This window comes from Nocardia sp. NPDC060259 (assembly GCF_042728775.1).
Lineage (GTDB): Bacteria > Actinomycetota > Actinomycetes > Mycobacteriales > Mycobacteriaceae > Nocardia.
The window spans coordinates 179,669-202,842 of the sequence record NZ_JBHXAY010000001.1; the positions used below are offsets into that span (position 1 = coordinate 179,669).

The following is a 23,174-nucleotide window of genomic DNA, read 5'->3' on the forward strand; positions in this document are numbered from 1 at the left end:
CGGCGCTTCGCGGCCCTGCGCACCAGCGATCCGCAGCCGACAGCCACCGGTAACACCCTCCTTGCGGAGCAGCCGGGCAACCGCTCCAGCGAAACGTTGACCCTCGAGTTTCGGCACACACCCGGCGGCGAAAACGACTATCTCTGGATATCTCGTCGTCGACCACGCTTGCGATATCGGTAGCAACTCTTCGTCCTCAGCTCTTGCACCCGCACCACCGAGGTGGTGCCAATACACACCACACTGCCGCGGCCGTCGACATCAGTGCAGAGCCGACGGTCTATCCGCATAGGGACTTTCGTCATTTCCTACCGGTGGCGCGAGAGTCCGATCGCGCCGTCACCGACAGAGCTCGATGTCGAATCGAGAAAGACTGTTACACAAGATGATTCGCGTTGGCATTTCCTCACGGTCCTCTCAGCCAGGAACACGCGCGCGGCGACCGATCTGCTGGTTTCGCCGATGGGACTTCGGTCCTCTGAGTCGAGGCCGGAAGGCCCTTTGCCAGGTCGGCGGCGCAAATGGAAGCTGTGACAGCAGTAGACAATTGGTCCGACCAAGTGAGGTGTGGATGCAAGCGGAATGGCGGCAGCGGGCTGCATGTCAAAATGTCTACCCGGACGTCTTCTTTCCACCACGCATAAACCGAGCCAGATACGTGACGGTGGCTCGGCGCATCTGCGGCGACTGCATGGTCGTTCGCGAATGCGCGTCGTTCGCCCTGGCGAACAGCATTACCCAAGGCATCTTTGCGGGAGTGGACATGGGCTCAGGGATAACTCCCCGACGCGGTTCTCTTGCGCTACTCCGCGACCTGTGCGAGAACGAATCCATCAGCAACCGTGGGGGTGCATCGAGTGGAGGAGCAAAGGCGCGCTTCATGACGGGCGTTGTGCACGACCGGCCGAGTCGCGGAGATTGTCCGCGGCCTCCTGCGCCGGGCTCGCCGCCGAGTAGTCCGCTGAGCCCGGCCGATCAGCGGACTCGGCGGTCAGTTGTTGGCGCGTTGGATGGAGCGTCGGACCAGGCCGCGGATGCCGGGGAGCTGGATTGCGCGGAGCACTAGTTCGCCCGCCCACACATGGGTGCGTGACGGCGGGGCGAATCGGCTGATTCCCCTCCGCGCCAACGCCTGTCGCTTCTTCACCTCCGGGCGCAACGCGGTCTCCCAGGTGTCGAGGGCGGCGGGAATGTCATCGCCGTGTGTCGCCAGCGCGGTGCCGAGCCGGTCGGCGCCGTCGAGGGCGAGGGCGGCGCCGTAACCGGCGAATACCGTTACGCACCAGGCCGCGTCGCCGAGCAGGACGACTCGGCCCCGACTCCAGCGGTCCATCACGATCTGGCCGACCGAATCGAAGTAGGCGGTGCCGGGCTCGGCGTCGAGCTGACGGAGTGCGTCGGCGACACCGCCGCCGAGATCCCCGAACGCTCGGGTAAGGGCGGGTGCGGCGCCGAGAGCGAGTTCGGTTTCAGGGGCGGGGCTGCGGTAGGCGAAGAACGCCGAGGACCTTTCCGGTCCCAGGTTCATCACCGCGGCCGTACGTCCGGGACCGATATACGTGGTGCCGACACCATCGGGCATGTGGGCGGACGGTGTTTCCAGCGGAAATGCGCCGACCATATGGCCCAGGTCCACGAAATACTCGGACTCGGCACCGAATACGAGCTCCCGAACCCGGGAGTGCACGCCGTCGGCGCCGACCAGGAGTTCGGTGTGGAGGTGGGTGTCGTCGCTGAGGGTGACTTCGACCGCCCCCGGGGTCTGGGTAATGGCCCGCACCGTGGTGCCGAAACGGATATCGGCGAACTCGGCGACCGCGTCGTACAGCGCTGACTCCAAATCGCCGCGGAACAAGCTCAGGGCCCGGTTCCCGACAGCGGCCTCGGTGACAGCGGCGGGAATCCTGAACTTCTCCCGGCCGTCGGCGTGGACGAGGACCGAGGTGAAGAATCCGATATCGCGCGGGGTCAACGCCGGTAGCAGCCCGAGCCGCTCGGTAGCGGCATATCCGGGTCCGTGCAGGTTCACCAGGTAACCGCTACTGCGGCGACTCGGCGCGCGTTCGACCACGACGACGTCCCAGCCCTGCTGACGCAATCGCAACGCGGCAGCCAAGCCTGCGATCCCTGCGCCGACGACCGTCGCCCGCCTGCCCGATGACTCGGCTTGCTCACGCGCTGCGCTTTCGAAGGCTTCCATTGCGACTCCTCGGTTCGATGTGCTGTCGGCGAAAACCACTCACGAACTATCGCCATGCGTCAACTAGTAGTTGACGAATAGCGTATCGTCAACTACTAGTTGACGCATGGTTCGCCGATCGCTACGAACCGCATCGGGGCTCCGACGGCGGCCAGTCGTTGTGCTGCACGAGATTCGCGACGGTGGCCAGGCCGAGCACTTCCCCGGCCTGGCCACCGGGTCGCAGGGGCCGGTCGCGGATTTGTTTGGCGGTCAGCGGATTCCGATCACGAGGGATTCGCGGGCGGCGTGGAAATGGCCTGGCGGGATCGGTTCAGTGTCAGCGCGCCGAGGACCAGCGCGATCAGTCCGAACACCATGGCTGCCCAGGCCCCGACTATCCCGTTGCCGGTACCGGGACCACCCTCGGCTGTGACCGCGAACCAGCTCCCCAGAGCCAGGCTGACCAGCCCTGAGACCAGCGCCAGCACAGCCTGGTACCGGCCGTTGCCGATGCCGCTTCGGCCGACCCGAGTGAACGCGCGGGTGCCGATCACTATTGCTGTGAGTCCCAGCAGCGCAGTCACGGTGGGCCCGAGTCGGCCGGAGGTCAACCCGGCATCGGCGGCGCTGCGTTCGACCTCGGCCGCAGCCGGTGCGGCAACCGCGATACTTCCGAGTAGGGCCGCTGCAACGACGGCAGGGAGATAACGGACAGACATCGGGCGCTCCTTCAACGTTCGGTGACGTGCTCGCGCTTCATCATGTCGCCGGAGACACCGCTGATCGTCGTGCAGGCGTGGACAATTCGTGCTGAGTTCGGTGCGGTAGTCGACTGCCGCGTATGCCGTAGCCGTCGCGGAACTACCGCGTTCGTGGTAGGCGGTTGATCGTCCGTGCGCCGGATTTGCTGCTACGCGATTGCGGCTAGGGTGCACCCATGAGCAGGGCGCGGATCGGCATCGCAGACTGGGCGGTCTCCGTCGCGGTCTCGGCCGTGCTGCTGGTCACCGCATTGTCCGGGCACCGGGATTCCACGAATCTCGATGCGCTTGGCTATGCGCTGTTGATGATCGCCGGGCTCTCGCTCGCCGCGGGTAGGCGGGCTCCGATCGCTGTCCTGGCGATCTCGGGATTGTGTGTGTTGGGTTATCAGGCAATCGGTTTCGAGATTCCCGCTATCGGGTTCCTGGTCGCGCTGTACGCCACTGTTCGGGCGGGGCAGCGACTCGTCGCAGTGGCGGGGTCGATACTGATGGTGCTCGCGCTGCCGTTCGCGATGCTGCTCGCTCATCCCCATTTGCCGCTGGGTGAGGCTTTCGCCCAGGCACGCGACGCGCTGCAACTGGCGTGGTTGATCGCGGCCGGTGCGGCCGGTGAGGCGCTGCGCCAAGCCGAGCGGCGCGCTGATGAAGCCGAACGCACTCGGGAGGAGACCGCGCGGCGCCGAGCCGATGAGGAGCGGTTGCATATCGCGCGGGAATTGCATGACTCGCTCACCCACCAGATCTCGGTGATCAAGATCCAGTCCGAGGCCGCGGTTCACGTCGCCCGCAAACGCGGCGAACAAGTGCCGGAGGCGCTGCTGGCGATCCGGGAGGCCGGCAGGGAAGCAGCCCGGGAACTACGTGCGACATTGGAGGCACTGCGCGAGGACGTGGCCGCGCCTCGGTACGGTCTTGAGCATGTTCCGGAGCTGCTGGAACGGTTCTGCGCAACGGGTTTGGACGCAACATTGACTATCGAGGGACAACATCGGAACGTTCCGGCCGCTGTGGACCGAACCGTCTACCGGATCGTTCAGGAATCGCTGACCAACATCTCCCGGCACGCAGACGCGGCGACGGCTTCGGTCCACATCGACTACTGCCCTGACCTGGTGGTCGTGAAGGTTGATGACGACGGCAAGGCCATGCTCGATGGTGCGCCGGCGTACGGGGTCGGGCTGCTCGGGATGCACGAACGAGTCGCGGCACTGGGCGGACGCTTATCTGCGGCGCCGCGCAGCGAGGGTGGCTTCGGCGTCCGCGCGGAACTTCCGGTGGCCCCGGCGTGATCCGTGTCCTGCTGGTCGATGACCAACCGCTCATTCGCAGTGGATTCCGTGCTCTTCTCGACCTCGAAGACGATATCGAGGTGGTGGCCGAGGCCGCCGATGGAAGCGAAGCCCTCACCCTGGCGCGGCAGCATCTGCCCGATGTATCGCTCATCGACGTCCAGATGCCCGTTCTCGACGGCATCGAGGCGACACGACACATCGCGGCAGACCCCGCTCTGGCTGGGGTGCATGTCGTGATCCTCACCAACTACGGCCTGGACGAATACGTCTTTCATGCCCTTCGTGCCGGCGCCGCCGGGTTCCTGGTCAAAGACATCCGACCGGAAGACTTCCTGCATTCCGTTCGCGTCGCGGCCCGCGGCGATGCTCTGCTCGCCCCCTCGATCACCCGTCGACTGATCAACCGGTATGTCTCACAGCCGATGACGACCGGCACCGCGACCCGGCTGGACGGACTGACAATCCGGGAACGCGAGGCTGTGACTCTCGTTGCTCAGGGCCTGTCCAACGACGAGATCGCCGACCATATGGTCATCAGCCCATTCACCGCGAAAACCCACGTCAACCGGGCCATGACCAAACTCCACGCCCGAGATCGCGCCCAGTTGGTCGTCCTGGCCTACGAAGCAGGCTTGGTCACCCCGCGCAACCTATGACGTCTGTCCTCCTCCACAGGTGAGGGCACACCGGTGTCGCGCCGTCCCGCCAGATAGAGAGTCGCCCAATTGCCCGGACCGTACTACATCACTCATGAATCACCGGTTGGCCGTGATAATTCCGATTACATAGCCATGGCCAACCTCGAACCATACGGCTTTCCGTCCTCCCTCGAACAGCTCTGGCTCACGTCGCGGGGTGAGGATACGTTCGAGGTTGCCTGCATTCCCTTCCGCGTCTACGGCCTCGCGCTCGGTGATCGAGTGGGGTTGGATCCGGCCGGTCAGCAGGTGACAGAACTGCTCGAGAAGTCCGGGCACCGCGTCTTCCGCGTCCTCCTGCTGCCGACGCTGTCAGACAACGAGGCCACACAACTGCACGGCGCCATCGACGACGCCACAGCGCGATGCCGCCTGATATCGGAATGGAGCGGGGACCGCCATATCGCGATCGACCTGCCTCCCGGCAGCAACATCGATATCGTGTGGGCGCTGATCAAGGACGCTGCTGACGACGGACGGATCGCGTGGGAGTGGGGCGATGTCGAACAGTTCCAGGCCGGCGACGTGAAGTAGACCCGCCGCCATGGCCGTGGTTCGCCGCCGGCGGCAGCACGCGACCGGACGCCCATAAGGCTGTTATCCGGCTACCCATCGGCATGCCTTGGCGTTTGGCCGCCGAGCCACAGCTAACCGCGCGGGTCGCGGACTACAGTTCGCTGAAATGGCGGTGGTCGGGGGGACCTGTGAGGTCCGATGAGTTGCGCGGCGAATGCGGCGATCTGGTGGCGGTGCGTTCGCCCGACGGACGCATCCAGCGCCGGTCGGTGACAGCGAGAGCCCTTGAAACAAGTCGATGGCGAGTCACGTTGACCGATGGGGCGGGCGGGGAATGGGTCGCCGATAGCGACGATGTGTTCGACGGATTCGCGGCGGTGCGAAAACTCCCGGAGGGCAGTGGTTTTCGAATTCTGGTCGTCGGCGCACGGCCGGAGAATCGGCCGACCCCGATGAGCAGTGGGATGGGTGGCGGGTTCGAGTTGTGGGCCCGTTACCGGTGTGGCCTTCGTAATATGCCGCGCGGCACAAGCGGTCTCCAGGCGAGGGCTGAACCGATACTGCACAAGATCGCGCAATCCCAGCGATAGTCATTAGTGTGCGGTCGCGGCTCGGCATGCCGTTTCCCTCAGTGGATGGGACCGGGACCGGCGGCGATCTCCCGCCGCACGGTCTCGGCGACGCGGGAAAGCGCAGCGCCGAGGTGGCGGCGTTGCGCGGCCGTCAGCGGGTCGAAGACGAGACGACGCACCTGCTCGACATGTCCGGGCGCGCTGTCGACCACCTTCTGCCTACCTGCCTCGGTCAGCGTGGCCAGGGTGTAGCGGCCGTCGCTCGGGTCGATTCGGCGAAGGATCCACTGGCGTGCCTCGAAGCGGTCCATCAGCTTCGACAGCCGCGGGAGCGTGCTGTCGCAGTCGCGGGCCAGCTCGCTGAGCCGCATGGTGTCCTGATCGGCCATCGACAACCGTGCGAGCACGCTGTACTCGAAGTTCGACATACCGGCGTCGCGCTGCAACTGGCGGTCCAGGGCCGAGGGGAGCGCGATCACGACGGTGAGAAGGTCCTGCCAAAGCTCCTGCTGCTCGGCGTCGAGCCACGGTGACGGTTCGTCCATGTAGAGCATCTTACTTGCCCAGGAAACAGATATCTATTGCCCAGGCAAGTGAATCCGTCTACCTTGTGAGTTGCCCAGGCAAGTAAAATCTCGACCTAGAGGAACCTTCGATGATCAAACTCAGCATCTTCCTGACCCGGCGGGCCGACCTCACCCACGAGGAGTTCGTGGACTACTGGACGAACAAGCACACCCCGCTGATCGCGAGCCTGCCCGGCGGTGAAGTCCCGGTCCGGCGCTACGTGCAGCTCCTGCCCACCGACGACGAGATCCCCGGCGTCAACAGCATCTTCTACGACGGCGTCGCCGAGGTGTGGGTCGACGACATCGCCGACGCTGCCCGCTGGTTCACCTCCGACACCTACACCACCACCGTCGCCGCGGACGAGGAGCAGTTCATCGATCGCTCCCTGACCCGTTTCCTCTACACCACCGAGACCCCGATCTTCGGTTGAGCCCTTCGGAGCGTGCCTCGGGCGACCTGATGATCAGCTCGCCCGGGTCCTTCGAATAAGCAACGCACGTCACATGATCGGCAGAAGCGGACCTTCGCCAAGTGCGCAGCGCCAAGAGAGGGTGTTGCTAGCCGCGGCAACAGACCCGAACAAGCACTGTGTCGTCGGGCAGTGTCTCCAGGTAGTTTTCGATGCCGCTCGGTGGTATCGGACAGTCGGGTTGGTCCTCACGGGACGTGGTCTCGCCCCAATCCTTATGTCGGCAAATGCCGCTCGACTCGACCCACCAACCGTCCAGGGTGAGTACATCGGGCCATGACAGGTTGTGCACCGCGACATTCAGCAAGGACTTCGGGCCGCCCGCGCACTCGCCTCGCTTGGAGGACAGCACGATGCCGAATTGGTTGGGGCCGTCGTGAATCAGCCGAGGATCGTCCTCATGGCACCACATCCCTCCCGCTGTACCGCGCGCCTCAGGTTACCTCGCGGAATCGACGAACGCAGATTCCTGACCGCTGTGACCAACCCGCCAGAAGAGTGCCCTGTCATCGGTGGCGTTGACGCTCGATCTCGACGAGCGCAGCCGCCGCCAGGCACAAGGATTGGCAGCAATCACCGTCAAGCTCGTGTTGCCCAGCAAGGCTCGCCGCGCGCAGCGACTCGAAGCAGACCTTCGCAACGACCGGCACGACGGATGACAGACCTCCCCCGCGAGCACCACGAATCAGCCTCCGGGAACACCGCGCACCCTGCGTTGGGTGTGCTCAGGAACGAGTGAACCGGGACCTGAGCTTCTGCATGCCGACCATGACCTTCTCTGTCCCACTCCCTGGCGCTGGGAGCAGGCCCAACTGGGCGGCTATGTCGGTCATGTTGAAGATGATCCGCAGCTTGGCGACCTTTCCTTCCCTGTACTCGTGGATGTCGACGCCGTCGAATTCGATGCGCCTGCCGGTGGCGGGGATGCCAGGGGGGTCGAGCGGGCCTCGGTGGGTTGCGCCGGCCTTCCACCAGTAGGCGGCTCGCGGGCCATCGGTTGCCACGTGCGGGCCGGTGACCAACTCGAAGGTCAGATCGGGAAACGCGCGCCAGGTGTGCTCGAGGAATTCGCGCACGTCGGCTTTGCCGTGCATGGTCTGGGGCCAGGCAGAATCGTCGTAGACGATGTCGTCGGTGAGCAGTTCGAGGACCTGCTCGGGGTCGTGGGAGTTCCAGGCGGATCCCCAGCGCTCGGCGAACTCGTCGACCCAGGCCGTAGAAACTGATGATCTAGTCATAGTCTTCTCCTTGGACAATCAACAGGAGGCTCGAGGAAGTCCCGAGGGTGACGGCGAGAATGATGCCGACACCGGGGTGAGCAGTCCGAACTCATGACAGTGCGTGTCAGGACTCCTGGCTTCGCCTTCAAGTCGGCCGGCCACCAGAGAAACGGCTACATCAGGCGACTGGTCGGCTCCATCGATGATTCTCCGTTCCAGCGCGCCCTGTCACTGGTGGTTCGCAGTCCTAATGACGATCTGCATGCTTCACCCATGCGTGCGCCGAAGAAGTCACGCGCCGCCAGCTGTCGACGGCCGTTTCGATCGCCGAATCTGTCGCGCTCATCAGTCAGTAGGGGTCCGGGGATCGGCAAGTGCTTGACCGAGGTCGACGAGGAAGTTCGTCAGGACGTAGATCGCACCGAGTGTCAGGGTGATTCCGGCGATAGTGGTGTAGTCGCCGGCTTTGACGGCTTGCGCGGTGTAGAGGCCGAGGCCGGGCCAGGCGAAGATCAGTTCCAGCAGGATGGCGGCTCCGAACATGGCAGCGACCTGCATACCCGCGATCGCCAGTGTCGAGTTCACCGAATTCCGCAACGCGTGTTTGACGACGACGCGTAGCTCGGTCATGCCTTTGACACGGGCGGTGCGAACGAAGTCCGAGCGCAGGGTGTGCTGCAGGCTGCTCCGGAGTGCCCGGCCGATAGCGACCGCGGGGACCATGGACAAGCACACGACGGGAAGAATCAAGTGCTCGACCGCATCGATGAATACGCTCGGCCGCCCGGCAAGCAGCGAGTCGATGAGCAGGAACCCGGTCGGTCCGTCGGGTGCGTCACTGTAGGAGCTGCGTCCGCGCGCGGGGAGAACTCCGAACTCTTTGTAGAACAACAGGATTCCGAGCAAGGCGGCGAGGAATATCGGCATCGACGATCCGCCGATCAGCACGAATCGAAGGGCGCCCGACCCGGGCCACCGCAGTGCTGTCGCCATACCGAGCAGCAAGCCGAGCAGAACGGCCAGCACAAAGCCACAGATGATCAGTTCCGCTGTGGCGGGCAGAAAGTCGGCGATATCGGAGCTGACCGGCCGCCGCGTCACCGCGGACTGCCCGAAGTCGCCGGTAGCCGCCTTCTCGACGTAGTCGACATATTGCACCGGCAGCGGCCGATCGAGACCGAGATCGTGCCGTGCTCGCTCGACGACCTCGGCGGAGGCCCTGTCGCCGACGAACGCTCGAGCCGGATCGACCGGCGAGACGTTCCGGAGCAGGAACACCACCGCGACGAGCGCGAGCAGCACGACGATGGTCGAACTGCCGCGCCGGGCTATGACTTCGAGCATTCGGAGTTTCTTTCTTGCGGTGGAAGAAAGGGGCAATGCCGGCTGGCGGTCAGCGATCGGTGAGGCGGTCGCGAAGGACGTCACCGGCGAAGTTCGCGATCGTGGCGAGCACGAAGAGCCCGATCGCGGGCATGATCGGCACCCACCAGGAATCCAGCAGATAGGGAAGTCCCCTCGCGCACATCGCACCCAACTCGGGAGCAGGCGCGGGAGCACCGAGCCCGACGAAGGAGAGGCCGGACAGCATCAGGATCAAGGCGCCGACGTCGAGACTGGCCGCGATAATGGTCGGCGGCCACGCGCCAGGTAGCAGGTGCAGCCAGCCGAGCCGGAATCGGCCCGCACCGGACAGCCGCGCGGCGTCGATGTGCGGCAGCGATCGGAGCCTGGTCACCTCGCCCCGGACAACGCGCGCGTACAGCGGCCACCACACGAGTGCCACCGCCGCCAGCGTATGCACATACGACGGCCCGATCGCGGCTACGACGGCGATCGCGAGCAAGGACGCAGGCAGGGCGATGAAGATATCGGTGATACGCATCAGGATCCGGTCGACGACCCCGCCGAGGGTGCCGGCGACGAGCCCCACGGCGCCGCCGAAGACAATTCCGGACGCGATCACGCAGAGGGCACCCCACCAGCTGGAGCGCATGCCGATCAGGACGCGGCTCAGGATGTCGCGCCCGACCTCGTCGGTGCCGAGCCAATGCGCCGCGTTGGGTGGGGTTGTCGGGCGCCCGACCGGGAGATCGGGGTTGAAGGGGGCAATCCACGACGCGCCGAGCATGACGGCGATCAGGGTCGCCAGCACACACAACGTGATCACATCACCTGGTTTGACGCGTCGGCGCGGCGCTACTGCTTCGGGCGCCGATTCACTGCCCGCGCCACTGCTGAGCAAAGATGACGTCGGAACGTTCGACTCCCCTGTCGGCTTGCTGCGCTGCTGTTTTGGTGCGCTCCGGATAGTCGGCACCGCAGCCACCAATGCCTTGCTGTAGGAGTGCGACGGTGCGTGGGCCACCTCCTCTGCGGCACCGACCTCGACGATCTCCCCGCGATACATCACGGCGACGCGGTCGGCGATGAAACGCGCCGCAGCCAGATCGTGGGTCACGAAGATGACCGTCAACCCGAACTCGCGCCGCAGCGTCTGAATCAAGTTCAACGTCGACGCCGCCAGCGGCGCGTCCAACGCCGAGGTCGGCTCGTCACACAGCAGCACTGCCGGTACGACGATCGTCGCCCGCGCGAACGCGACGCGCTGGCGCTGCCCGGTAGACAAGCTCTCGGCCCGGAAGTCGGCGACGTCCGCCGGCAGCCCCACACGTTCGAGCGCTGCGATCACCCGTGCCCGGCGGTCGTCCCGGCCGAGTGTCCGTGGCAGCCGTTCACCGACCTGTCGGCCGACGGTCAGCCACGGTGTCAGCGACGCGCTGACATCCTGGAAGATCATCTGCGTCGATGACCCGGACAGCTCGATGACACCGCTGTCGGGTTTCTCCAATCCGGCCAGCATCCGCAGCAGTGTCGATTTGCCCGATCCGGACTCGCCCACCACCGCGACGGCCTCGCCTGCTTCCACCTGCAGGTCGAGGTTGCGCAGCACCGACAGCACCTCGCGCCTGGCCAGACCGTTGCGAATTCGGAAGTCCTTGCCGACGGCAGTGCAGCGTACGGCCGGTCGCGAGCGGTTCGGGAGGCCCAGCGGCGGGAACGCGGGAGTCGGCCCACGTACCTGGGTTCGGTCGACCTCTGCCGGGAGGATGCACGCCGCGAGACCGGTGTGGGTGGCAGCCGGTGCCAGGGGGATCAGCGACTTCTCGCAGTCGTCGGTGCGCAACGCGCATCGCGGAGCGAACGGACAACCCGGCGGAAGGGCACCGGGATTCGGGGGCATTCCGGTCAGCACTGGTATTCGGTGGCCCAACGGCAGGCCGAGATCGAGTCGCGAACCCAGGAGGCCGACCGTGTAGGGGTGAGATGGAGTGGCGAGAACATCGGTCATGGCGCCGATTTCGACGAGGCGGCCGCCGTACATGACCGCGACCCGGTCGGCGACCTCTGCGGCGACGCCGATGTCGTGGGTGATCAGCAACACCGAGCAACCGAGCTCGGCCCGCAGGTCGGAGAGCAACGCCAGAACCTGCGCCTGCACCGTGACATCGAGCGCCGAGGTCGGTTCGTCGGCAATGATCAGATCCGGCTGCGCGGCGATCGCGATCGCGATCATGACCCGTTGCCGCAATCCCGCGGAAAGCTCGTGGGGGTACGACCGAAGCCTGCGCCCTGCCTGCGCGACCCCGACCAGGTCGAGCAGCCGGACCGCCTCCGCGGTCGAGCCTGCGACTTCCCGCACCTGGTCGCCGATCCGCATCGTCGGATTCAGCGAAGTCATCGGGTTCTGAAACACCGCACCCAGGTGGGCGCGCCGGACCCTGCGTCGCTCGGCAGGCGAGGCGGCGACCATGTCGACGCCACACACCTCTGCCCGCCCGGTGATGACGGCAGGTGGATCGCCGACCGGCACTCCGAGCAGGCTCAGCCCCACAACGCTCTTGCCGGAACCGGACTCGCCCACGAGCGCGATGATCTCCCCGGCCGCGATATCGATGTTCACTCCCCGAACCGCGCGCAGCGCGACGCCCCGGCGGCGGAACGTCACCTCGAGGTCGCTCACACAGGCACGGGGCGCGAGCGTGCCGGTTGGCCGCCCACCTTCGTCCCCGTCGGCTGCTCCGGTACGGAAGTGCTTCACCTCGCTGTCACCTTCCGAAGCAGGTTGACAGGCACCATTCCCGTGCCGAGCAGCGTGTGGACGATCTGGCCGATGCCGGAGGCGGTCACGATGACGTCTTCGATGTCGCAGAGGTTGATGACCCAGGCCTGATCCATCACGATCTCAGCGCCCTGGACCCAGTGCCTTTCGGCCGCCGTTTTGCTGGGTGATCGCTTCCCGGCGTCCATGACCGCGTCCAGCACGGCGTTCGAGTAGTTGAACCAGTTGATCGGCGATACGCCTGTGCGGAAGAAGATCCGCAGTGTGGTGTCGGCGTTGAGCGCGTCGCCGCCGGACCCGTGGACCAGCATGTGCGGTTGCTGCCCGACCGGCGTCGAATGCAGTGCGAATACCTGCGAGGTCGGCATGGCCCGCACCGTCGCGGCCAGTCCCAACGCTGCCAGCTGCGTCTGGAGGAGTTCGGCAACACGGGCATCGGTGGCACCACCGGCCTCGTCGTAGGCGAGGTCGATCTGCTTGTCGCTGTCCGGCAGTTTCGCGATCAGCGCCGTCAGCTCGGAGACGTCGTGGTCGGGCGCATCCGGCGCGACCCCGTCCGGCAACACTCCGGCAGGGTAGAACTGGGTGGATCGTGAGACTGTCGAGCCGTAGGCGGGTTCGATCAGCGCGGGAACGTCCACCGCCTTGCGCATCGCTCGACGGAACCCGGTATCGGAGAACGCACCCTTCTTCCAGTTCAGGAAGATCGAGGACTTGAACGCCGTCGGATGTTCCGTCACAGTCAACGCCGGGTTCGTCTTCATCGCCTCGATCGCGGCGATCGGCAGGCCCTTGGTGATGATGTCCAACTGGCCTTGCTCGAGCAGGAGGCGTTGCGTCGTGATGTCCGGGATGATCTCGATACGCAGTGTGGTGAATTCCGGTTTCGTTCCCCAGTAGCCCTCGTAGGCGGTGAGCGTGTAATGGCTGCTCGGCACGAACTCGGTGATCCGATAGGGCCCGGTTCCCGCATCGTGCGTACTCAACCAGCCCTGGGCCAGATCATCGTTCACGCTGTGGTCCTGCACCGCGGTCGGGCTCACTGCTTTGAGCCCCCAAGGGCAGGCCAAATAATCGAGGAACGGTTCGACAGGTTCTTTGAGCTCGATCACGAGCGTGGAGTCGTCGGGCGCCGACATCGACTCGATGTCGGCGATCAGGTAGGCAGGCGCTTGGTTGACGGCAAAACGCCGTGCATAGCTCTTGATGAACGTGGTGGCCGTCATCGGCGTTCCGTCGTGAAAGGTGACACCGGCACGTAGCTCGAACGTGTAGGTGAGCCCGTCGTCGGAGATCGTCCACGTCTCGGCCAGTCCGGGCCCGATTTCGGGCGAATCGGGTTTGTAGGCGACCAAGCCTTCGTAGGCACTCAGGGTGACCTGCAGACCCTCTCCCTCGTAGAAGATGTCCGGGTCGGGCACTTGCATGTCCGCCAGGAATCCGAACCGGATCGTGTCACCGACCGTTCCGGCTCCACGGGATCCGCCCGAACATGCCGACAACAGCGCCGATACCCCAAGGGCTTCCGCCACCGCGACGAGCGCGGTGGCCTTCAGGAACGTCCGTCGGTCCGCAGTCGTGCTCATGTCGCAACGCACCTTTCAGAGTCGTCGATCACCAGCGAAGCCATCGCCGCACCCTGCGTCCGCGATCGTGCGAAACCGCAGCGCTCGCGGCAGTCGTACTCGCGTCTGATGTGTGGCGACGAACGTGCGACCTACCCCATGACGACCCCCAAGCCTTCGCGGGCGCGGTGCCAAGCACTACCGGCATCGCGAGCGACATCCGATTTCGTTCCGAGGTCCGCCGCCAAACCATCGCGGCGACCCGACACATGTTCCGAATCATCAGTGTCACACAGCAATCCGGATCCACATGCCGAAATCAGGTGTGGCACAACCGAACTTGGGACTCCACGGCGAGCATCGGCGCGCAGGGAGTCGGGCGGCGCGCCGATGTCGGCGCGCACAGATGCCTGCGTTATGGCGGCGTCCGACGGGCTTTCGGAAGTCCAAGCAAGACCGGGAGATGCGGGGCCCGCGGCGCCGAAGGTTGTAGTCCACAGGGCTTGACACTCGGCGAACTTCCTCGGATCGCTGTGCACGCGTTGCGAATCCGGTCCACGACGCGAAAGGCGCCATAATGTGCGACATCTATTGACAGCGCGCCTGTGGTGATGCGATGTTGAATACAGTACAGTCCGCGACAGCCGAGACGTGGACGGACACGGCCTCAACAGTCTCACCGATTTGGTCCGTGCTTCTATTGTGTACCTCTACTCGATTATTGTCGGGCACCGGCCCGAGTTATTGTGCTCGGATATCATCATGCGTCCAGGGGTGAAGGCGTGAGCGACAAAGAAACCGATTCCGACTATTCCGGGTACACGCTCGTCGAGAGCCCCGGCGACAACTTCGACGACAATTTCCGTCCGCAGGTCTGCGACATGGCCGATCTGCACGGCAACGCGGCGGCACGAGATCGTTTCATCAACCAGCTCGGTACCGCCATGGAGGATGTCGGGATCGCGATTCTGATCAACCACGGTATCGACGCCGATGAATTTCAGACCACCGATGCCAATGCGTTGAACATTTTCACAACGACATCCGATGAACAGAAAATGAAGTTCGTTTCAACGGACTGTGCCTATGGTGAGCCCTATTATCTGGGGTACGTACCACTCCAGGAGAGCATGCCTGCGCTGCCGCATGCGGTGGAAGCATGGGAATTCGACAGATCCGCCTTCCGAATCACCGGGGAAGATGCGGACAAGGCTCTCGCCTCCTGGCCGGACGAGAAATTCGAAGCAGCATTCAGAGGTTTCTGGCACGCGTGCGAGGAGTTGACCCCGCAGCTCGGCAGAGCTCTGCTCCGGTACCTGGACGTCGATCTTTCGCTCTACGACGAGGACATCTCCCCCACGAACGACGTGCTGAGATTGAATCACTACCCGCCCATCAGCTCTCCCGTCGACGACCTTGCATCGCCGGCCCGCGTGCTGTCCCACGAGGACTATGGGCTGCTCAGCTTGATGACGGGAAGTCCGATAGAAGGGCTACAGGTATATCGCCCTCGAAGCAAGGCGTGGAGCAGGGTGTGCACCCCGGCCGATTCCCTTGTCGTCATCAGCGGAGAATGGCTCAGATTCATCAGCAACGATCGCTTTCGTGCCTGCACCCATCGCGTCAGCGTGCCACGCGATCCCGCCCAGCGCGCCGTGCCCCGGGTCACCGTTCTCTATACGCTTCATCCTTATGAAGCGGCGCTCGTCAAAGTATTGCCAGGGTTCCAGCCGAAACATCCGTCGATCAGTGGCAGAGATTTCATGACACGGGTTGCCGACAGACTGTCCGAACGATGCCGTTTGTTGACGGATCAGCCATGAGATTCTCCTGGCCGAAGACCAAAACCTTTCCCAGCTCGGGCAATCCAGACTGCCCGAGCATATCGAGATCGGATGCGATTTAGTGAATATTCGATTCAACCCGAATATCCCTGGTCATGCCAGGAGCCGACGGTCGATCGACGGGGGGCGGTGACTGTGTTGTTTCTTCCTCGGTCCGACCTGGCTTCTTTGTTCGAGCAGGCTCGGTACCGCGCCTTCCAATTCGAGGTGGAGGATGAGCATGTCGTGAGCGACGAACACGAACCGATGCGCCGCTATCAGGCCGGCCTGGTGCCGCTCGACCCGGATGATTACCCGGTGTTGTGGAAGGAATGGGAGGACCTGAGCGACACGACCACCGCCCGAGGAGTCGCCATGCAACGTGTCCGGGTCGTCACCGAACCCCTGACCGAGTACATCCGTTTTCTCCACGCGGTGACCGGGCGCAACCAGGCACACGGTGAAGATATTCGCTGGCTCCCCCGTCACTGGTTGAATCCGGAGGACTACACCACGGACGAATGGTGCCTGATCGACGACGACACGCTCGCCTGGACGCTGTTCGATGAGGAGGATTTCGTGGGCTACGGCCTGACGGATGATCCGGTCGAAGTCGCACGCGCGATCGCCGTACGCGACGCGCTGTGGGCAAAAGCTGTCCCCCACACCGACTACGTTCCAGCGGATCGATAACCGACTGGCGTCGAACGGCCTTGGGGTTCAGCGCAACTCAGTTGCTGGGACCCCAGGCCGGCGCCGTTCGAGCACCCGATCGTCGATGCCACAACGACCCCCGAACCAGTTCCAGAACGCCTCCGGCCCGATGCCCGAACGATCGCGGCGGCAACGACCGATACACCCGCAGGTACGCCTCGACCATTCGATCCGGGTGCCCGTCTCCGGCGACCGAGGCCAACGCGCCCGCGACGATCCTTTCCCGGATCCGCGGATCTCCGAGCTCGCGAAGACACCGGGGAATCTCGGAGAATGCCGCGCGCCGACGGTATTTCAGCCCGTTCACCCCATCGGTGACCATGTCGAAGCCGGCACTGTCGGGCACGATCACCGGACAGCCCGAGGCCATCGCCTCGATCATCACCATCGGATGCCCCTCGGACCGCGAGGTCGAGATCAGCGCGCCACCACCGGCGGCCACATCCCGATACAACTGCACCAGAGCGGCTTTCGAACACAGGCCGGGCCGGTAGTCCACCCGCCCGGCCAGCCAATCGTCGAGCCCCAGTGTCTCCGCATTGTCGTCGGTGTCGATGATCACGACCTCGAAATCCGCCAGCACACCGGCCGCCACCAGATACAACAGCCCGTGGATGCCTTTGGCCGGCCAGTCGGTATCCACCGCCCGGCCCACCCACAGCAGCTGGGGACGCGCACCCGCTCGCCCTGGCCCCGGCGTGCACACCGCCACATCCGGAGCATTCGCGATGACCTGAGGCGAGGTCGCCGTGCGCGTGATCAACGCCGCGGCCGCGTCGGCCGACACCGCTGTGTACCCGTCGAACCGCACCTCGGTCACATCGGTCGGGGTGCTGACGTGCGCGGTCACCACCGTCCCCGCGAACAGCGCCGCCCACCGCAGCAGCGAACCGAGACCGGGCCAGGTCGGGCACGCCGATGTCGCGTGCACCACCGTGAAATCACCTCGCGCGAGTCGTCCCGCCACCGGCGCGGGCGACCCGATCCACACGCCGAGCGCACACAACGACCCGATCCGACCAGGGCTGCCCTGTGGCGCGTACGCCCCACACCGCACACCACGCTCCTCCAGCCCCCGGATCAGCACCTCGAGCACCGCTTCCACCCCGCCGTCGAAGACCGTCGCAACGAAGAGAACACGCACCTCGCCGGCGCGCCTCACATCCGGCCTCACGCCCAACCCTCCATCCCTGCTCGGCACCACCTCGATAGTCACCGGAGAGGGGATTCAGCCGTATCCCAGAGCACGGGACAAATCTTGGGATCGCTGTAGTCGACATCACCGTTCGGGAGTCGGCCACACATCTGATCGTTGACATGTGAGTGCAGTTTCCCATTTTCGTCGAAAACCCGTTGGTATCGGTTCGCGTCATCCTGCATGTGCACGATCAGTCCTACTCTCGCAAGGTTGCTCAGATTCGAGCCGCTGCCGTGAATCGTCATGCAGCTGTGAAAGCTCACTTGCCCTTTGCGTAACAAGAGCGGCACCCGACGAATTGGCATTCCGGTGCCCATGAGCAAACTATCCGCCTTTTCCGGGTCTGCGCCGAAAATGAATTCGTCGTTATAGCGAACCGCGCGTATTTGCTCGGTATCCGACCATCGATGGCTCCCATCGATCATTATCACGGGTCCCATGGATTCGTCACTGTCCTGTAGGGCGATCCACGCGGTCAACATTTTGGTGGAGGTACAGGTGTGCCAATGAACACGGTCGGAATGCCATTCGATGGTGTGCTCCGTGCGCGGTGGCTTGTATATCAAGCTGCTCAACCAGAGCCTGATCTGACTGGTCTGCGCCAGCCGCGCCGCAATGGCCCCGATCAAGGGCTGGAGCATGAAGCTTCCGAGACGGTTGCTGGTCAGTGCGACGTGATCGTTGAATCGGAGCTGATGAGGCGAGCCCTCGATCCAGTCGTCCATCTCGTCGAGCGTGATGGGTAACGCCCTGTCGCGCTCGCCCCTGTGGTGAGCCGCTAAGGCAGCCGACGCGGCGTCCACCACTTCGTCGGTGAACAACCGTGGTGTAACGAACCAGCCGTGCTGCTGATAGAACTCGACATCGTCGTCGGATGGCAGCAACTCCTGTTCGGTCGGCGACAACTCGAACATAATACCTCGTTCCAAATCTACAGAAAGAATATCTAAGACGGTGTGCTACTTATCCCACAGCACGGGACAAATTGTGGGGTCACTGTAGTCGAAATCGCCGTTCGGTAGCTTGCGGCACATCCGATCGTTGGCAGTAGTGAGCAATTCTCCCGCTTGATCGTAGACCGGTTGGTAGCGATTCACGCGATCCTGCATATCGACTGTTGCACCGACCCTGGCACGCCCGCTCAGATTGGGGCCGCTGCTGTGGAGCGTCAGGCAGTGATGGAAACTGACTTCTCCCTTGCGCAACAATATGGGAACGGTTCGCAGTGGCATGCCGGTGCGCTCGAGGCGGTCCTGCAACAATGCGGGATCGGCGCCGAAAAATGTTCGGCCGTATCTGATGGCACGAATGTCTTCGGTATCGGGCCAGCGGTGGCTTTCATCGATCATCACCACCGGACCCATGGACTCGTCACAGTCCTGCAGAGCGATCCACGCAGTCAACATATTGGTGGAGGTACAGGTACGCAGGTAGGCGCGTTCGGCATGCCATCCTATAGTGGTATCGCCGCCGGCGGTTTGTGGTTGCTTGTACACAATACTGCTCTGCCACAATCTGATCTGGCTCGTTTGCGCCAACCGCGCTGCAACGGCCGCGACTATCGGCTGCAGCATGAAATCGCGGAGGCGGCGATTTGTCAGCGCAACATAGTCGTTGAACCGGATCTGGTGAACCGCACCCGGGGCCCAGTCGTAGAGTTCGTCGATCGCGCCCGGGAGGACGTAATCACGCTCGCGTCGATGATGCGCCTCCAATGCGTTCAACGCATCGTCGACCGCTTCCTCGGTGAACAACCGTGGTGTGATGAACCAGCCGTGCTCCCGATAGAACTCGACATCGTCATCGGAAGGGAGCAATTCTTGTTCAGCACTTGTCAACTCGAACACCGAACACCTCTTTCACATCGGCAACACGACGTCCGGAAGCTGTGTCATTGCTGTCCGGACTCACTTCAGCCCCTCATCGACCGGCCCGGCGGTCGAGAACACGCAGATGCAGTCCTCCTGGTACCAAGGAGACGGAAAGTGGGGGGCGGATGCGCAGACCGGGGATGGTCTGCAACCGCCAGCGACTCGCGATAATCACCAGGGCCAGCACGACCTCGGTCATCCCGAAGGCTTCCCCGATACACTTCCTGGCCCCGCCGCCGAAGGGCAGCAGGCTTCCAGGGGGCGATGCCGCGCGTTCCGGCAGCCAACGGTCGGGATCGAAACGATCGGGCTCGTCGTAGAGGTCGGCCCGCCGGTGAATGAGGTACGGGCTCAGGGCGACGGTGCTGCCGACTGGTAGATCGTAGGGGCCGAGCCCCACCCCGGCGGTCACTGTCCGTGTGAAGAACCACGCAGGAGGATAGAGGCGAAGGGTTTCGGTGACAATCCTGCTCGCGACCTGCAGCCGCTCCAGGTCACTGTATTCGGGCTGCCGTCCCGAAAGCACCGCATCGACCTCGGCATGCAACTGCGCCTCGATGTCGGGGTGTTGCGCGAGCACACACAGCACCCACGCCAACGCGGAGGAAGTAGTCTCCGTTCCTGCGACGAAGAACGTGACGACAGCATCGCTGACATCGTCGTCGATGCTGCTCCGAGCGTCACTCTCACGGTCGTGGGCCGCCATCAGCGCCGAGAGCAGATCCCCGTTGTCGATGCCGCTCGCGCGGCGATCGGCGATGATGCCGTTCATCGTCTTGCGCAGCCGACGATTGGCGTGGTTGTACCGCCTGGTACTGGGAATCGGTAGACGGCTGATCACGTCGGGCAGCAGCGTGCGTTGAAAAGTGCCGTCGAAGGTGGCGGTGAGATCGCCGATCACCTCGTACAGCACCCCGGCCGGGAGGGTACTGGAGAACATGGCGGCGCCGAATACCCTGGACGTGATCGTGAACATCTCCGGACAGACGTCGAGGACTTGACCGGAATGCCAACCGTCGACGACGGAGGCGATCTGCGTTGTCATCGTGTGCGCGTAGTCCGCGAGACGTCGGGGATGAAAGGCAGGCTGGGCCAGACGGCGCTTGTGCCGATGCTTGCTGTGTGTGCACGTGGCGACGCTTTCGCCCAGCCACTCCCGCTCTCGTTCCAGAAACAGACCACCCTTGTCGAAGGTCCGGTCGTCGATCAGAACTTTACGCGTCAGCCCGGGATCACAGATCACCACAGCGGCCTTCGGGCCGAGGCGGATCTTCACGAGATCACCGTGTTCGGGTAGCTGAGCCAGAAATGTGAAGGGCTGCTTCAAGAACGGCAGGAGATGGCCGACCACAGGCCGGGCGCCCGGCGCAGTCGGTATCTCGCAGGAGAGCTCTGTCATGAGACGCTACGTTTCCCTTCATAGATCCCTGGACCATCGCCGCAGACGGCCCCGACCTGGCGAAGCCATCCGAACCAATCCTCGAGGCCCCAGGACCGGACAACGAGTCCGTCGGCGATCTGGTGAAATTCGTGAATCCGAATCCGGACAGCTCTTCCGGTGGCGGGAACACCGAGCCACTCCCCCTCGTGTACACCGCGCATCTCCCCGCGGACCGCCACCATCCCGTTGCCGTCCTCCCCGCGTCCGTCGACGATCATGTGCACCACGATCGTGAAGTCGGAGAACGCGTGATCGATGGCGGCAACGAGACTTTCGATCCCCGCACGGCCTGACGCCGGCCCGGACGAGTCGTCGACCCAGTCACGGGCCATCACGCCGTCGAGTAGGCCGACGTCGCCGCTCAAACCGCGGTAGAACGTCGTGATCAGGTCGTCGACTGCTCGCGTCACCGGTGAGCTCCTCCCGCTTCTATTGCATTCCGTGCGGCGCGGCCAAGAGCTTGTTGACGTACTCGAGGGCGAGCCGCGGCGTCCGGAGAATCTCGACGGTTTCATTCGGTAGCAGCATCGGTATCGGGACGTGCCATTCCCGCTGGATTCGTTCGGCCAATTCGATCGTGCCGAGCGAGTCCAGCCCGAGTTCCTCGAAGGGCTCGTCGAGTGTCTTCTCGGTGAGTTCCAGGTCGACTCCTTCACACGCCCGATACAGTCGACTCAAATCATCGAGGGCGAACTCTCTCATCAGTACTCCTTATCGGAAAGGCAGCGACTCACCGGTGCCTGAACCAGATCGGGTGACAAAGGTCAGACGGTGGCTTCGTGGCAGGTGCACGCGGTGACACGGTCGAGGTGCGCAAGGTGCAGAATGTGACGTGCCGCTACCTGGATCGCGCAGAACGCGACGTGTTTGTAGGTACCGAAGAAGCCGCTCAGCAGAATACTGGCCGAGCGATTGTACACTTCATGCCACCAGTGATCGGGCACGTACAGTGCGTCACCGGCCCGGAGCTCGATTTCGAACAGACTCTTGTCGGAATTCGTCGACACCGCGGCTATCTCCGCCAAGGGCCGGGCCGAAAGACGTGCCCACGGGTCGTACTTCGCGGACAGCGCATCGGCCCCTTCGACGAAACCGGGCGGCGCTATGCGGAAGCGCTTGTTTCCGCGGATCGCTACGGCAATGTTTCCCAGCAGGTCGTAGTGAGCACCGGTGCGCGCGCCCGCGGGGCCAACCCAGACGCCGGGGGGTGGGGAGACCACCCGCCGTGGGAAGAGTCTCTTTCGAGGCGATATGTCGGCCTGAAGCTGCGGGAACCTACGCAAAAGGTCGAATTCCTTGAGATACAGGGATTCCCCGCCGCGATCGTCGAGAGCGAGGAACTCCATGTACGCTCCCAGCGTCGACTCGGTGAAATGTGTCGCGGCGCTCTCACGATCCCCCCGAACCAACTCGATGGTCATCTCGGGCCGCAGCCTTCCGAGGAAGTCGAAATCCCACCGATGCACGGCCGGCCAACTGGCGGCCAGCCCCGGAAGGAACGCGGGTTCCTTTCTGGCGATGTACTCGCTCAATGGTCCGGTTGCCGGTCGTAGCTGCAGCATTTCTTCTCCCCTAGATCAAAGACCTGTGGATCACGACCCCGTAGTCCAGGGACTGCGGGTGGGGAAAGTAATTCGGCTTGACCGAGACTATCGTCGTGAAGCCGTTCAAATAGTAGTAGCGAAGCTGCCGGTCGATGGGCGCCCCGTCATCGTTTGTCGCCCGCACGTAGGAGAGGGGTGAGCCCTCCGGGTTGGCCTTGATCCATTCGCGCAGTCCAGGGACGGTCGACCCGCCGTACAGGTTCCGATAACCCAATTCGGCCAGCTGCGGCAAGAACGAGCGAAAGAGAGCTCCGGCCGCTGCGGAGCTGGTACTGGTCAGGCTCACGCCGAACAGGCAATCGGTACTGCCGTGTGGGGGAAGTGGGGCGTAGGCACACGCTCTCCAATTCTCCGCCTCACGAATCGTTTCCTTGGTGACGGGCCGAGCGAACATGGACGCGAGGAGCCTGTCCCCGTCCGGCGAGAATGCGCCCGCGGCATGTTCGGGTAGCTGATCGATTCTCGCGAACAGCTCCTCGGCTGTCGCTGCCTGTTCGTGGTCCCACTTGGTGCGCTCCATGCTCACCAGTTGATCCAGGTCGGATAACCGAA

At 64.0% G+C, this 23,174-nt stretch carries 23 protein-coding genes; 8 read left to right on the forward strand and 15 right to left on the reverse strand.

Translation table 11 applies throughout. The features are described 5' to 3' along the window. The first annotated feature begins 571 nt into the window (after window positions 1–571). Window positions 572–1,066: a WhiB family transcriptional regulator gene (locus ACFWF2_RS00905; RefSeq protein ID WP_379303212.1), complete on the forward strand. Its 495-nt coding sequence runs from the start codon at window positions 572–574 to the stop codon at window positions 1,064–1,066. Here the strand turns inward: ACFWF2_RS00905 and ACFWF2_RS00910 are convergent. Further along, the gene (locus ACFWF2_RS00910; RefSeq protein ID WP_379303214.1) at window positions 992–2,200 is read right to left on the reverse strand and encodes an FAD-dependent oxidoreductase; all 1,209 of its coding nucleotides are present in this window, start codon (window positions 2,198–2,200) and stop codon (window positions 992–994) included. The genes ACFWF2_RS00905 and ACFWF2_RS00910 overlap by 75 nt on opposite strands. 266 nt (window positions 2,201–2,466) lie before the next feature. After that, window positions 2,467–2,901, reverse strand: coding sequence for a DUF6223 family protein (locus tag ACFWF2_RS00915; RefSeq protein ID WP_379303216.1), 435 nt, complete (start codon window positions 2,899–2,901; stop codon window positions 2,467–2,469). A gap of 218 nt (window positions 2,902–3,119) precedes the next feature. Here ACFWF2_RS00915 and ACFWF2_RS00920 point away from each other — a divergent pair, with 218 nt between their 5' ends. The 3 genes from ACFWF2_RS00920 (at window position 3,120) to ACFWF2_RS00930 (ending at window position 5,470) form a co-directional block, all read left to right on the forward strand. Continuing rightward, complete coding sequence (locus ACFWF2_RS00920; RefSeq protein WP_379303217.1) at window positions 3,120–4,235, forward strand: sensor histidine kinase; 1,116 nt, start codon at window positions 3,120–3,122, stop codon at window positions 4,233–4,235. After that, window positions 4,232–4,894 carry a response regulator gene (locus ACFWF2_RS00925; RefSeq protein WP_379303218.1) on the forward strand — a complete coding sequence of 221 codons (663 nt, stop codon included), beginning with the start codon at window positions 4,232–4,234 and terminating at the stop codon, window positions 4,892–4,894. Before ACFWF2_RS00920 ends, ACFWF2_RS00925 begins: the two co-directional genes overlap by 4 nt. Before the next feature lie 135 nt (window positions 4,895–5,029). Continuing rightward, entirely contained in the window at window positions 5,030–5,470 is a 441-nt protein-coding gene (locus ACFWF2_RS00930) for a DUF4265 domain-containing protein (RefSeq protein ID WP_379303219.1), read from the forward strand. A gap of 610 nt (window positions 5,471–6,080) precedes the next feature. Here the strand turns inward: ACFWF2_RS00930 and ACFWF2_RS00935 are convergent. After that, window positions 6,081–6,569 carry a MarR family winged helix-turn-helix transcriptional regulator gene (locus ACFWF2_RS00935; RefSeq protein WP_379303220.1) on the reverse strand — a complete coding sequence of 163 codons (489 nt, stop codon included), beginning with the start codon at window positions 6,567–6,569 and terminating at the stop codon, window positions 6,081–6,083. Between the two features lie 110 nt (window positions 6,570–6,679). On the opposite strand from ACFWF2_RS00935, the gene ACFWF2_RS00940 reads away from it, so the two are divergent. Together ACFWF2_RS00940 and ACFWF2_RS00945 are read left to right on the forward strand one after the other, a co-directional pair. Further along, window positions 6,680–7,024, forward strand: a complete 345-nt coding sequence (locus ACFWF2_RS00940; protein WP_379303222.1) for an EthD domain-containing protein — start codon at window positions 6,680–6,682, stop codon at window positions 7,022–7,024. A 551-nt stretch (window positions 7,025–7,575) separates the two neighbouring features. Then, on the forward strand, window positions 7,576–7,722 hold the full coding sequence (locus tag ACFWF2_RS00945; RefSeq protein WP_379303224.1) for a hypothetical protein: 147 nt from the start codon (window positions 7,576–7,578) through the stop codon (window positions 7,720–7,722). Between the two features lie 66 nt (window positions 7,723–7,788). On the opposite strand, the gene ACFWF2_RS00950 is transcribed toward ACFWF2_RS00945, so the two are convergent. From ACFWF2_RS00950 to ACFWF2_RS00965, 4 genes are all read right to left on the reverse strand, one after another. Then, window positions 7,789–8,301: an ester cyclase gene (locus ACFWF2_RS00950; protein ID WP_379303225.1), complete on the reverse strand. Its 513-nt coding sequence runs from the start codon at window positions 8,299–8,301 to the stop codon at window positions 7,789–7,791. Between the two features lie 327 nt (window positions 8,302–8,628). Continuing rightward, on the reverse strand, window positions 8,629–9,627 hold the full coding sequence (locus tag ACFWF2_RS00955; protein WP_379303227.1) for an ABC transporter permease: 999 nt from the start codon (window positions 9,625–9,627) through the stop codon (window positions 8,629–8,631). 49 nt (window positions 9,628–9,676) lie between these two features. Further along, window positions 9,677–12,307: an oligopeptide/dipeptide ABC transporter ATP-binding protein gene (locus tag ACFWF2_RS00960; RefSeq protein ID WP_379303229.1), complete on the reverse strand. Its 2,631-nt coding sequence runs from the start codon at window positions 12,305–12,307 to the stop codon at window positions 9,677–9,679. Between the two features lie 74 nt (window positions 12,308–12,381). After that, window positions 12,382–13,992 carry an ABC transporter substrate-binding protein gene (locus ACFWF2_RS00965; RefSeq protein WP_379303231.1) on the reverse strand — a complete coding sequence of 537 codons (1,611 nt, stop codon included), beginning with the start codon at window positions 13,990–13,992 and terminating at the stop codon, window positions 12,382–12,384. A 761-nt stretch (window positions 13,993–14,753) separates the two neighbouring features. Between ACFWF2_RS00965 and ACFWF2_RS00970 the strand changes: the two genes are divergently transcribed. Continuing rightward, window positions 14,754–15,794 (forward strand): 2OG-Fe(II) oxygenase family protein, encoded by a 1,041-nt coding sequence (locus ACFWF2_RS00970; RefSeq protein ID WP_379303233.1) that lies wholly within the window; start codon window positions 14,754–14,756, stop codon window positions 15,792–15,794. 72 nt (window positions 15,795–15,866) lie between these two features. Then, window positions 15,867–16,487, forward strand: a complete 621-nt coding sequence (locus ACFWF2_RS00975; RefSeq protein ID WP_379303235.1) for a DUF6879 family protein — start codon at window positions 15,867–15,869, stop codon at window positions 16,485–16,487. Between the two features lie 37 nt (window positions 16,488–16,524). Here ACFWF2_RS00975 and ACFWF2_RS00980 read toward each other — a convergent pair whose 3' ends face one another. The 8 genes from ACFWF2_RS00980 to ACFWF2_RS01015 form a co-directional block, all read right to left on the reverse strand. Continuing rightward, window positions 16,525–17,682 carry a glycosyltransferase family 4 protein gene (locus ACFWF2_RS00980; RefSeq protein WP_379303237.1) on the reverse strand — a complete coding sequence of 386 codons (1,158 nt, stop codon included), beginning with the start codon at window positions 17,680–17,682 and terminating at the stop codon, window positions 16,525–16,527. A 38-nt stretch (window positions 17,683–17,720) separates the two neighbouring features. After that, window positions 17,721–18,620: a phytanoyl-CoA dioxygenase family protein gene (locus ACFWF2_RS00985; RefSeq protein ID WP_379303239.1), complete on the reverse strand. Its 900-nt coding sequence runs from the start codon at window positions 18,618–18,620 to the stop codon at window positions 17,721–17,723. Between the two features lie 45 nt (window positions 18,621–18,665). After that, the gene (locus tag ACFWF2_RS00990) at window positions 18,666–19,553 is read right to left on the reverse strand and encodes a phytanoyl-CoA dioxygenase family protein (protein ID WP_379303241.1); all 888 of its coding nucleotides are present in this window, start codon (window positions 19,551–19,553) and stop codon (window positions 18,666–18,668) included. A gap of 73 nt (window positions 19,554–19,626) precedes the next feature. Beyond that, complete coding sequence (locus ACFWF2_RS00995) at window positions 19,627–20,976, reverse strand: cytochrome P450 (RefSeq protein ID WP_379303243.1); 1,350 nt, start codon at window positions 20,974–20,976, stop codon at window positions 19,627–19,629. Continuing rightward, the gene (locus tag ACFWF2_RS01000) at window positions 20,973–21,428 is read right to left on the reverse strand and encodes an ester cyclase (protein ID WP_379303245.1); all 456 of its coding nucleotides are present in this window, start codon (window positions 21,426–21,428) and stop codon (window positions 20,973–20,975) included. The genes ACFWF2_RS00995 and ACFWF2_RS01000 overlap by 4 nt, the downstream gene beginning before the upstream one ends. A 19-nt stretch (window positions 21,429–21,447) precedes the next feature. Then, window positions 21,448–21,720: an acyl carrier protein gene (locus ACFWF2_RS01005; RefSeq protein ID WP_379303247.1), complete on the reverse strand. Its 273-nt coding sequence runs from the start codon at window positions 21,718–21,720 to the stop codon at window positions 21,448–21,450. A 62-nt stretch (window positions 21,721–21,782) separates the two neighbouring features. Then, window positions 21,783–22,580, reverse strand: a complete 798-nt coding sequence (locus ACFWF2_RS01010) for a cupin-like domain-containing protein (RefSeq protein WP_379303249.1) — start codon at window positions 22,578–22,580, stop codon at window positions 21,783–21,785. A gap of 10 nt (window positions 22,581–22,590) precedes the next feature. Beyond that, entirely contained in the window at window positions 22,591–23,142 is a 552-nt protein-coding gene (locus tag ACFWF2_RS01015; RefSeq protein WP_379303251.1) for a hypothetical protein, read from the reverse strand. Window positions 23,143–23,174: the final 32 nt, after the last annotated feature.